Source organism: Metasolibacillus sp., assembly GCF_025291715.1.
Classification (GTDB): Bacteria; Bacillota; Bacilli; order Bacillales_A; family Planococcaceae; genus Metasolibacillus; species Metasolibacillus louembei.
In genome coordinates, this window is record NZ_JAMBIZ010000055.1 from 1 (window position 1) to 9,600 (window position 9,600).

Genomic DNA, 9,600 nt, shown 5'->3' on the forward strand with positions numbered 1-9,600 from the left:
GAGGCGAGCAAGCGATAGCGCGATAGATTCAGAGCGAAATCTCAATTTCCTCTGTCCATTTTCTTGACATAGTATCAGACATGCTAATTTATTTTTTATTTGAATCTGTTGTTCTTATTAGTACATTATTTTATATTTTAAATATTCAACTAAATATAAAACATCTTTTCATATATCTTGTATTGATTATATTACCTAGTTTGTTAATAGCTATTTATGTCTCCCAGTTAGTAGCTATTCCTTTACTCATTCTAACTATTATTTTAGGATTCTATCGATTGACTAAAAGAATTTTCGTTATTTTCGATGTGTTGATTGTTATACTAACTGCTATTTTTTTAGATAATCTTTCACAACTTATTACAAGTAACTTATCTAATTTATTTATCAATCATTTAGTTAGTTATTCACTATTTATTATCTTATTTTTGGGATTTGCTTTTGTTTATAAACAATACATAAGAAGAAAAATGATTTCTTTTCAAATTCCTAACGCATTTAAATGGTTTTTACTATTCATTATCGCTCTCACGCTCACTGTATTTTACATCAATGTTTTTTATATTGATGCCCAAACAAATAAAGAGCTTGTGAAGGCAAATTTCTTTGTGCAAATAGCTTATATTGCACTGTTATTACTTGGAACCGCACTCTTCCTCTATAACTTAAATAAAAACAAGGAAATTAAACAAAGAGAAATTGCACAGCAACAGTTTAATGTGTATATTCAATCTTTAGAAAAGGTCAATATGGATATGCGCAAGTTTCGTCATGATTATAATAATATTTTATTGTCTATGCGTGAATTAATTGACCAGCAAGATATGGAAAACCTACAACAATATTTTTATCAAAATATTTTACCATTGGAACAAAATACATTGTTTGAAAATAAATTGATTGGGCAATTGGGAAAAATTGAAGTAATGGAGTTAAAGAGTCTGTTATCATCTAAGTTACTTTATGCAAGCAGTGCACCAATTCCTATTGAACTAGAAATTCCACAGCCTATTACAGCAATTGCGATGGAAAGTATAGATTTAACAAGAATTATTGGTATTTTAATGGACAACGCCATTGAAGCCAGCCAAGAAATAACGCAACCTCAAATTCACCTTGCACTGTTTCAAACAGAGGAAGAAACAATTATTGTTATTGAAAATAATTTTTATGTACAAGGGTTTGATATCACCTCACTTTTTGAAAACTCCTTTTCAACAAAAGGTGAAGGGCGCGGTATTGGATTGACAACTGTCAGAGAATTACTTTATAAGTATCCTCATGCTATTTTAAATACACAAGTTGAAGGAAATCGTTTTATTCAAGAATTGCAAATTGGAGGGAAGTTATGAGAATTGTGACATGTGAAGACAATACAATCCATCGTCAACGATTGCAAAAGGTAATTTTAAGCTATATTTTTTCACACTCACAAATTGAGATTGTGTTGAATGCTTCAACCCCGAATGAAGTGCTATCATTTATAAAGGAGTATGATGCTGATTGCTTTTTGCTTGATATTGATTTGAATGATACATTAACAGGCTTTGATATTGCTAAAGCAATTCGGGAGCACCAACCTACTGCCTCTATTATTTTTGTGACAACACATGCAGATAAATTAAAAATGACCTTTACTTATCAAATTGCTGCATTAGATTTTGTCATAAAAAATGCAGACACATTTGAAAATGATGTGCATCGTGCATTGCAGGCAGCGATTAAACACCATGACCGTCTCTTTTCTTCCAATGATCAACAAGCATTTGCTATAAAAGTTGGTGAATATATTAAGCAAATTCCTTATAAAAATATTTATTATTTCCAAACATCAGTAAGACCACATAAAATTGAATTGAAAGAAAAAAATGGTATACACACATTTTATGATAAGCTATCGGATATTGAGAAAAAAATAGACGAGCGCTTTGTACGTTGCCATCGTGGCTATATTGTCAACATCGAACATGTACAAGAAATCAATAAAAAAGAGCGAAAAGTCATTTTACACAATGGGCTAACTATCCCAACGTCATTAACATATCAAGGTGGATTACAAAAATGTCTATTAAAACAGAGGAGCTTACAGTAAGCTCCTCTGTTTTTCACTATCGTGAACATTAGCTGTACTCGTTGAACGAATCGCAGCTTTTTCTCCTAATAAGTCAGCTGATAAACAATTTCACCATCAATCACTCGCCCATCTGGTTTAAAGCCTAGCTTTTCATATAACCGTTTTGCTAAATGATTCTTAGGTTCAAAGCTTAAGTAAATGACATGGTGATTCACGTCTTTCTTAATATGTACAATTAGCTTCTCCATTGCTGCTTTGCCATAGCCTTTTCCTTGAAATTTCTCATCAATCATTAAACGGTAAATCCAATATTCCTGGTCATCCTCATCTATACAGTACATCACAAAGCCAACAAGTACCTCTTCTACATATATGGCTTGACAAACACATTCTGGATAGGCTTTTGCCTGTGCTAATGAAAATAAATTTGAAGCGACGAAATTTTTTTGTTTCTCTGCCACCTTTAAATCAATAACATCCCAAAAATTTTTTCTATCTATTTCTTTAAATTGAATCATCATATCTCCCCCTTCCGAAATATTCGCTATAGTGCGAAAGAATTCCTGCTTATAAAAAAGCCTCTATAAACAATTGTTTATAGAGGCTTCATTCACTTTAGCTAGAGCTGTTTCGATTTGGCAGCGGTTCTCAGCATTTGGTTGTGGAGTGTTACCTCCGTTTCACCATTTACTTGAGATTTTTGCTGCTTGTTTCTCGTCCAGTTCTGGTGGATTTTTTGAGATTTCGGATCTAGCTCGTCCTTCTTGCCCATTTGTTCCGCCTCCTCTGTACAAAAGTGAAATCGTTATTAGTATGCACTTATTTGATACGAATAATCACACCATCTGCGGATTCTTTTGCTTCTTTGACTACTTTATAGCTGACATAGCCACTTGCTTTTTCGAAATCACGGAAAATCGTTTTTTCCTCCGCCTGTGAAGGAACAACTTCCTTGAAACGGCGATATTTTGCCATTACTTCCTCACGTTTAATGCCTTTTTCATAGGCAGCCTCGACAACCTCAAAAAAATGTACGACATCGACCATTTCCTTTGTTGTCCAATCTGTTGATAGTGGATAAGAATATTCCATTTCACGTACCTACCTTTTTATTATTCGCTCCATTTTACCCGAATCGCAGTAGCCTGTGCAACCATGCGCTCGATTAGCTCAGCAACTGTGGGCACATCTTGGATTAAGCCTGCTACTTGCCCCGCCCAGCCAAAGCCTGCTGTACTCTCACCATCATAAATAAAGCGTTGATTTGCCTTGCCACTAATCAAATCTTTCAATGCCTCATATGTGGGTGTTTCGCTTTCTACTTGTAAAATACGTTCTGTAAATTCATTGCGCAATGCGCGTGCTGGTGCACCAATCGACCGTTTAATAACAGTTGTATCGTATTCTGCGCTGTGTAAAAGTGCTTCTTTATAAGCATTGGAAGCATGTACACATTCCTTTGTCGCAATAAAGCGTGTGCCCATTTCAATTCCTTCTGCACCAAGTGCGTGTGCTGCCATCCAGCCGCGTCCATCGCCAATGCCTCCCGAAGCAATGACAGGGATGGATACATGGTCAACTACTTGTGGTACGAGTACCATTGTGCCAACATCATCACGCCCTAAATGTCCGCCGCCTTCCTGTCCAACAACCATCACAGCATCTGCACCTAGCTCCTCCGCCTTTTGTGCTTGGCGTCGTGCCGCTACAAGAACAAGCTTTTTACATGGTGCATCCTTTAGCAAATCAAAAATTGGTGCTGGATTGCCACCAGTTATTGTCACAACAGGTACTTCCATTTCAGCTGCAACCCTCACCATCTCCTCATAGTCTTTCCCATGTTGACCGATTGCATAATTAACACCAAAAGGTTTATTTGTTAATGTGCGAACCTTTTCAATTTCCCTGCGTAAATCATCAGGAGTTGCCAAGCTCATTGCAGTAATTTGCCCAAGGCCCCCTGCATTCGATACAGCTGCTGCTAAATCTGCATATGCTAAGTAGGCAAGTCCTCCTTGAATGATTGGGTATTCAATATTTAAAAGCTGTGTAATACGTGTTTCCCATTTCATAAAAAATCCCCCCTTTATTTCCTCGGAAATACTATAAAAAAACAAGCGCAAACAATGGACAAATAAATGCTCCTAACACTGCGCTTAAGCCCATTGCTAATGAGCCAATTGATATATCCTTTTCCCCATACTCTGTCAATTTCGATACGCCAACACCATGTGAGGCACTACCAAGTGAAACACCTCGGCTAATTGCTGTATCAATTTTTGCTAATTTAAAAATGATAGGACCTAACAACGCACCAGTAAAACCTGCAATCATGACAAGCAATGCAGACAATGGCACAATACCACCAATTGTTTCGCTCACTTGCATGGCAATCGGTGTTGTTAATGATTTTGGTAATGCTGTTAATAGAAATGCATGTGATGCCTTAAAGCCTTTCAACAATAAAAAAACGCTAACTAGCCCTGATAGCATCGCTACAAGCAAGCTTGAAAGTATAGAATATTTATATTGAAAAACAAGCTTACGTTGGTTATACAATGGGTATGCAAGTGCTACAACAGCAGGCCCTAGCATTTTATGAATCCATTGTCCGCCTTCCATATATGTAGAATATGGAATTTTAAATATTAATAGTACAGCAACAAGTGTAATTGCTGTTGTCAAAATTGGCAGCATGTAAGGCTTGCTCCATTTTGCATAAAGTCTTTGATAAATTAAAAATAAAATAATTGTACTAAGAATGGCTAAAACTGCTTGCATATTATTGCTCACCGTCCTTTGCTGCTTCCTTTTTCTCAATCCACTGACTCCATTTACCTGTCAATGCAATTGCGACAAGTGTGCTCAAAATAACAGCTAAAATTAAATAAAGCCCAGCCTTCGACAACAGCTCTGGATGGTCAACTACTCCCACTGTGGAAGGAATAAAAAATAATGTTAGAAAGGCTAAGAAAAATGTTGCTCCATCTTGAATATATTGTACTTTTATTAATTTGAAGTATAGCGATAGCCATAATAAAATAAGCCCCACAATGCTTGCAGGGATAAAAATACCTGTCCAATTCACAATGACAACACCTAAATAATAATAAATTGTCAATATACCAATTTGGACAATTGTTCGTATAATTTGCATAACAAAGACCTCTTTTCTTCCCCCATATTGTACGCCTTCCGAAATAATATGTCCACAAGGGCTGAAAAGAAAAGGTGGCGCTATAAAGCCCCACCCGAACCACCATCAATATTTATTGAAGTACCTGTCACATAAGACGAAGCATCAGAAGCTAAAAATGTAATAACATTTGCTGCTTCCTCTGTGTTGCCAATTCGCCCTAAAGGAATCGTTTCACCTACTTTTTGTGAATACTCCTCCCATGTTAAGTTAGGTGCATCATTTTTCCAGCGCTTTTCAATTTGATCACTGCGGATAAGCCCGATGCATACTGCATTGACACGAATATTATATTTTCCTAAATCCTTGCTCATGGCCTTTGTTAAAGCAAGACCTGCCGCACGACTAACTGTTGTTGGCAATGATGATGCAGGTGGCGTTTTTGCTAATACAGCCGTGACATTAATAATCGAGCCACCACCTGCTGCCTTCATATGCGGAATTGCTGCCTTCGCGCAATTTACTGCACCGAACAGTTTTAAATCTAAATCGCTTTGCCACAGCTCACTGCCCACTTGCTCAAATGGATTGGCAGATGCTGTCCCAGCATTATTTACTAAAATATCAAGTCGCCCGAAATGCTCCACTGCTTTCGTCACAACTTTCTGGCATTCCTTTTCCTTTGTTATATCAGCGGGCACGATTAACACCTGTGCACCTGTTTTTTCTTTAATCGCCGCAGCCGCAACCTCCAGCTGCTTTTCACCACGCGCACATAACACAACAGATGCCCCCTCTTGTGCAAGCTGTAATGCTGTATAATAGCCAATTCCTTTACTTCCGCCTGTAATGATTGCTACTTTCCCTGTTAAACCTAGCTCCATCCATAATTGCCCCCTATCTAGTTAATTCATCTATAATTATATGAAAATTCCGTAAATATTTCACCTATTGGAACTTTACGATGAATTGTGTGTAAATTGTGTGTGTGCCTGGCACCCACACAAAAAAACTTGAAAACATAAGCGTTTTCAAGTCTTTGTCATCATAATTGTGTGCGTGCCTGACACCTAACCTTAATCCTCTTCATTCACAATCACTTTACGTCCTGAGAACTTTAATAATAATGGTACTGCTAACCATAAAATTGCAACAATTAAAAATACTAATGATAATGGTTTTGTCACAAAGATGCTCCAGTCACCATTTGAAATCGTTAAAGCACGACGCATATTGTTTTCAATCATTGGTCCTAATACTAATGCTAGTACAAGCGGTGCTACTGGATAGTCATGCTTTGATAATATGTAACCTAGCACACCACAGCCTAGCAATAAATATAAATCGAATGTTGTATATTGTACTGCGTATACACCAAAAAAAGAAATAGCTACAATGATTGGTAATAAGTATTTTTTCGGTGTTTGAATAATTTTTGCAAATACACGAATCAACGGCATATTTAATACAAGTAACATTAAGTTGCCGATAAACATACTTGCAATTAAGCCCCATGCTACATTTGGATGATCCTCAAATAATAATGGGCCTGGCTGAACATTGTACATAATTAATGCGCCCATTAAAATGGCTGTTGTTCCTGAGCCAGGGATACCTAATGTTAATAAAGGAATCATTGCTCCGCCAGATGCGGCATTGTTAGCAGACTCGGGTCCTGCCACACCCGCAATATTCCCTTTTCCGAAAGAATCAGGATTTTTGCTTACCTTTTTCTCCGTGATATAGGAGAAGAATGAAGCAAGTGTTGCTCCTGCACCGGGTAATACCCCAATAAAGAAGCCTAGTAAAGAGCCACGCGTAATTGGCATTGCACTTTCCTTTAAATCTTGCTTTGTTGGCAATACACGGTTAATTTTTGCAACAGGCTCATCAGCTGTATCCTTCTCTAAAACTGTTTTAATCACTTCACCTAAAGCAAATAAACCTACGGCAATCGTTAAAAACTCTAAGCCACCAAATAAAACAGGCTGATTAAATGTAAAACGGGCGATTCCTGAGACTGCATCAATCCCAATTGTACCTAACATTAACCCTGCAACTGTCATAATTAATGCTTTCGTCATCGACTTTCCTGCTAAGCCACTGACAGCAGCTAAACCGAGCAGCATTAATGAAAAATATTCAGCAGGGCCAAATTTTAAGGCAACCTTTGATAAAGGCTGTGCTAAAATAACTAAGCCTAATAATGCGACAATCCCTGCAACGAATGAACCAATTGCAGCAATCGACAATGCCGAGCCTGCACGCCCTTGCTGTGCCATTTGATAACCATCTAATGCTGTCACAACAGAGGAAGACTCTCCTGGCGTATTTAATAATATCGATGTTGTCGAGCCACCATACATTGCTCCGTAGTATACACCTGCTAATAAAATGATGGAGCTTGCTGCTGCCGATTCCATCGGCATACCAGCTGTTAAAGTAGCAGTTACTGGAATTAATAAAGCGACACCGCTCATCGGTCCAATCCCTGGTAACACACCGACCGCTGTCCCAATGACTACGCCGACTAAAGCAAATAAAATATTATGCCACTGAAAAGCTATCGCAAAGCCATCCATTAAATATTGTAATGTGCCCATTAGCTACACTCCTTTCACGAAAATAGTGGGAACTTCGGTAATGCTCCCCCAAGTAAATTGACATAAAATAAATAAACACCGAAGGAAAATACTGCTGATATAATCAATGTATAAATGATTTTTCCGCGTTCCATCGTTTGGAAGGCTATGACTAAAAATAAAAATGTCGCCACAACATAGCCGATAATTTCTAAGAAAAAGGCATAGCCAAGTGCTGCCCCAAAAATAATAGCAAACTTACTATAGTTCAATTTTTCCTTTTCCGTATTACCTTCTTTTACTTTCGCTGTAAAAGCTTCATACAATAAACGCAAACTTAAAATAGCTAAAATAATACCTAAAATTAACGGAAAAGTTTTTGGCCCTACAGTCGAGCCATATGCATTATTTGAAATATTTAAGCTCCCTACAATAAATAAAATACCAATGGCTAAAAAAACAACCCCTGCGATTTTATCAAATTTCATGCTTACACCTCCTATTAAGAAAGGAGCGACCTGCTATTCAGTCGCCCCTGCGCATATTATTTATGCATATCTAAGGCTTTTAATAAATCACCAATAACTGCTTCTTGCTCTTCTAAAAACTTTGTAAAATCTGCTGCATTGCGATACTCTGCTGCCCAGCCATTACGCTCTAACTCTGCTTTCCATTCATCCGTTTCTACCATTTCGGCTAGCTTCTCCTCCCAATATGCCTTTGCACCATCGGACATATTTTTCGGTCCAAATAGCCCACGCCAAATTGTAAATTCTGCATCAACGCCTGCTTCAGCAAATGTTGGTACGTCTGCTAAATCGCCTGCTAAACGTTCCGTTGAGCTAACTGCTAATACTTTTACATCACCAGAACGAAGATACGCACCAATCGCTGAAGCATCTGTTGCAATCGCGTCTGCATTGTTACCTAGCAATGCTGCAATCGCTTCACCACCACCATCATACGATACATATTTCACTGTTTTTGGGTCAATGCCGTATTTGTATGCTGGTAATACTGCTACTAAATGATCCATCGAACCTGGTGCAGAGCCGCCTGCTAACGTTACTGCTTGTGGATCTGCTTTAATAGCTTCTAATAAATCTGTTAATGTATTAAATGGTGAATCTTTACCAACAACAATTGCACCATAATCGCGCGTTAATTGTGCTAGCGGTGTTGTATCTTTATAGCCATATGGGCTATTGCCCTCTGCTTTTAAATTATTAATTAAAATTGGTGGTGATTTTGTCATTAGCATATAATCGTTATTTGCTTCTTTTGTGGCATACTGCGCCATAAATACAGCACCGCCACCACCAGCTTTATTTTCTACAGTAATCGCTTTGTCCACTAATTTTGTTTCAGACATAATTTTAACAATTGATCGAGCCGTTAAATCCCAACCGCCACCAGCCCCTGATGGTGCAACGATTGTAATATTGCTTGTTGGATAGTTTTCCCCTGAATTTTTAGAGCCACTTGAATCACCGCATGCAGCTAATCCTAAACTTAAGACAAGCGCAGCCCCTAAACCACTAAGCTTTTTCCACATAATTAATCCCCCTTAAAACTATTATTATGAATCTATATACACCTTAATTGAAAGCGTATACATTTCACAATATTACGACTATTAGTTCTAAATTGTTTATTAATACATATTCTGTTCATAATGTTCACAGATTGTAAAACGACAAAGAGCTGTCAGAAAAGCCTCTGCTTTTCTAAGAGGGCACTGAAAAAGTCCCTCAGGCACAAGTGAGAGAGTACAGGAACGAATATTCGTTCCTGTACTCTCTTTTTCT

At 37.7% G+C, this 9,600-nt stretch carries 12 protein-coding genes; 2 read left to right on the forward strand and 10 right to left on the reverse strand.

Going from position 1 to position 9,600, the window contains the following annotated elements; genetic code table 11:
• Positions 1–80 precede the first annotated feature (80 nt).
• Together M3Z76_RS19325 and M3Z76_RS19330 are read left to right on the forward strand one after the other, a co-directional pair.
• Complete coding sequence (locus M3Z76_RS19325) at positions 81–1,352, forward strand: GHKL domain-containing protein (protein WP_293929823.1); 1,272 nt, start codon at positions 81–83, stop codon at positions 1,350–1,352.
• Positions 1,349–2,092, forward strand: a complete 744-nt coding sequence (locus M3Z76_RS19330) for a LytR/AlgR family response regulator transcription factor (RefSeq protein WP_293929824.1) — start codon at positions 1,349–1,351, stop codon at positions 2,090–2,092. The genes M3Z76_RS19325 and M3Z76_RS19330 overlap by 4 nt, the downstream gene beginning before the upstream one ends.
• Positions 2,093–2,157: 65 nt before the next feature.
• On the opposite strand, the gene M3Z76_RS19335 is transcribed toward M3Z76_RS19330, so the two are convergent.
• From M3Z76_RS19335 to M3Z76_RS19380, 10 genes are all read right to left on the reverse strand, one after another.
• The gene (locus tag M3Z76_RS19335; RefSeq protein WP_293929825.1) at positions 2,158–2,595 is read right to left on the reverse strand and encodes a GNAT family N-acetyltransferase; all 438 of its coding nucleotides are present in this window, start codon (positions 2,593–2,595) and stop codon (positions 2,158–2,160) included.
• Positions 2,596–2,693: 98 nt separating this feature from the next.
• Positions 2,694–2,846 (reverse strand): YpzG family protein, encoded by a 153-nt coding sequence (locus M3Z76_RS19340; RefSeq protein ID WP_293929826.1) that lies wholly within the window; start codon positions 2,844–2,846, stop codon positions 2,694–2,696.
• Positions 2,847–2,893: 47 nt separating this feature from the next.
• Positions 2,894–3,166, reverse strand: coding sequence for a UPF0223 family protein (locus M3Z76_RS19345; protein WP_293929827.1), 273 nt, complete (start codon positions 3,164–3,166; stop codon positions 2,894–2,896).
• A 20-nt stretch (positions 3,167–3,186) separates the two neighbouring features.
• On the reverse strand, positions 3,187–4,146 hold the full coding sequence (locus M3Z76_RS19350) for an NAD(P)H-dependent flavin oxidoreductase (RefSeq protein WP_293929828.1): 960 nt from the start codon (positions 4,144–4,146) through the stop codon (positions 3,187–3,189).
• Between the two features lie 31 nt (positions 4,147–4,177).
• Positions 4,178–4,855 (reverse strand): LrgB family protein, encoded by a 678-nt coding sequence (locus M3Z76_RS19355; protein WP_295657511.1) that lies wholly within the window; start codon positions 4,853–4,855, stop codon positions 4,178–4,180.
• A gap of 1 nt (position 4,856) precedes the next feature.
• Positions 4,857–5,231: a CidA/LrgA family protein gene (locus tag M3Z76_RS19360; protein WP_293929830.1), complete on the reverse strand. Its 375-nt coding sequence runs from the start codon at positions 5,229–5,231 to the stop codon at positions 4,857–4,859.
• A gap of 80 nt (positions 5,232–5,311) precedes the next feature.
• Positions 5,312–6,094 carry an SDR family NAD(P)-dependent oxidoreductase gene (locus M3Z76_RS19365; protein WP_293929831.1) on the reverse strand — a complete coding sequence of 261 codons (783 nt, stop codon included), beginning with the start codon at positions 6,092–6,094 and terminating at the stop codon, positions 5,312–5,314.
• Between the two features lie 192 nt (positions 6,095–6,286).
• The gene (locus M3Z76_RS19370) at positions 6,287–7,813 is read right to left on the reverse strand and encodes a tripartite tricarboxylate transporter permease (RefSeq protein WP_293929832.1); all 1,527 of its coding nucleotides are present in this window, start codon (positions 7,811–7,813) and stop codon (positions 6,287–6,289) included.
• A gap of 14 nt (positions 7,814–7,827) precedes the next feature.
• Positions 7,828–8,280: a tripartite tricarboxylate transporter TctB family protein gene (locus M3Z76_RS19375; protein WP_293929833.1), complete on the reverse strand. Its 453-nt coding sequence runs from the start codon at positions 8,278–8,280 to the stop codon at positions 7,828–7,830.
• A gap of 56 nt (positions 8,281–8,336) precedes the next feature.
• On the reverse strand, positions 8,337–9,347 hold the full coding sequence (locus M3Z76_RS19380) for a tripartite tricarboxylate transporter substrate binding protein (protein WP_293929834.1): 1,011 nt from the start codon (positions 9,345–9,347) through the stop codon (positions 8,337–8,339).
• Positions 9,348–9,600: the final 253 nt, after the last annotated feature.

What these genes read in the sequence shown, in the direction of transcription:
- M3Z76_RS19325 (WP_293929823.1), top strand. Translation starts at nt 81, where the DNA reads ATGCTAATTTATTTTTTATTTGAATCTGTTGTTCTTATTAGTACATTA.
- M3Z76_RS19345 (WP_293929827.1), bottom strand. Translation starts at nt 3,166, where the DNA reads ATGGAATATTCTTATCCACTATCAACAGATTGGACAACAAAGGAAATG.
- M3Z76_RS19340 (WP_293929826.1), bottom strand. Translation starts at nt 2,846, where the DNA reads ATGGGCAAGAAGGACGAGCTAGATCCGAAATCTCAAAAAATCCACCAG.
- M3Z76_RS19335 (WP_293929825.1), bottom strand. Translation starts at nt 2,595, where the DNA reads ATGATGATTCAATTTAAAGAAATAGATAGAAAAAATTTTTGGGATGTT.
- M3Z76_RS19330 (WP_293929824.1), top strand. Translation starts at nt 1,349, where the DNA reads ATGAGAATTGTGACATGTGAAGACAATACAATCCATCGTCAACGATTG.
- M3Z76_RS19380 (WP_293929834.1), bottom strand. Translation starts at nt 9,347, where the DNA reads ATGTGGAAAAAGCTTAGTGGTTTAGGGGCTGCGCTTGTCTTAAGTTTA.
- M3Z76_RS19365 (WP_293929831.1), bottom strand. Translation starts at nt 6,094, where the DNA reads ATGGAGCTAGGTTTAACAGGGAAAGTAGCAATCATTACAGGCGGAAGT.
- M3Z76_RS19370 (WP_293929832.1), bottom strand. Translation starts at nt 7,813, where the DNA reads ATGGGCACATTACAATATTTAATGGATGGCTTTGCGATAGCTTTTCAG.
- M3Z76_RS19360 (WP_293929830.1), bottom strand. Translation starts at nt 5,231, where the DNA reads ATGCAAATTATACGAACAATTGTCCAAATTGGTATATTGACAATTTAT.
- M3Z76_RS19350 (WP_293929828.1), bottom strand. Translation starts at nt 4,146, where the DNA reads ATGAAATGGGAAACACGTATTACACAGCTTTTAAATATTGAATACCCA.
- M3Z76_RS19375 (WP_293929833.1), bottom strand. Translation starts at nt 8,280, where the DNA reads ATGAAATTTGATAAAATCGCAGGGGTTGTTTTTTTAGCCATTGGTATT.
- M3Z76_RS19355 (WP_295657511.1), bottom strand. Translation starts at nt 4,855, where the DNA reads ATGCAAGCAGTTTTAGCCATTCTTAGTACAATTATTTTATTTTTAATT.